At 65.2% G+C, this 678-nt stretch carries 1 protein-coding gene; it reads right to left on the minus strand.

Going from position 1 to position 678, the window contains the following annotated elements:
- Positions 1–301 precede the first annotated feature (301 nt).
- On the minus strand, positions 302–678 hold a 377-nt coding region (locus A5658_RS18880; protein WP_156751548.1), incomplete at its 5' end, for an MMPL family transporter.

Raw genomic sequence — 678 nt, forward strand, 5'->3', positions numbered from 1 at the left:
TGGTTCTGGTGGCCGATCAAGGTGCGACCACGGCCGGCCAGCGCGATGCTGCGACCCACCGGGCCGCGCCCGGCCGTGCGGTCGCTGCTCGGCACGAGCTTCGGCGAACCCCAGGACGCCCCCACCGGGCCGTTGCCGAAATCGACTGCCTGACAGGCTTATTCGGTTTCCACGCACCGAGATCGACGTTAAGCAGCGAAAGGAAAGTGCGAGAGCGCGCCAGCACAACGTCGATCTCGATGTGAAAGAAGGCAATCGCCGTGCACATGCAGCCAGCGAATCAGCTTGCCGCGCAGGGTGACTAGACCTTCTGCACAACTCCGGCTTCGGTCTCGTCTTCGACGTCGCGGTGAATCAGCTCGCGCACAGCGGGACGCGGCCCGTATGGTCGCAGCATCACGCTGGCCGGCCGTGGTCGCACCTTGATCGGCCACCAGAACCAGCGCCCCAGAAGCGAGGCGATGGACGGCGTCATGAACGAGCGCACCACCAACGTGTCGAACAGCAGGCCGAGACCGATGGTGGTGCCCACCTGGCCGATGATGCGCAGGTCGCTGACCACCATTGAGGCCATCGTGAACGCGAACACCAGACCGGCGTTGGTCACCACCTTGCCGGTGCTGCCCATCGCGCGGATGATCCCGGTCTTCAGCCCGGCGGGTATCTCCTCTTTCAAGC

Origin of the sequence: Mycobacterium sp. 1245111.1 (genome assembly GCF_001673405.1) — a bacterium.
Lineage (GTDB): Bacteria > Actinomycetota > Actinomycetes > Mycobacteriales > Mycobacteriaceae > Mycobacterium.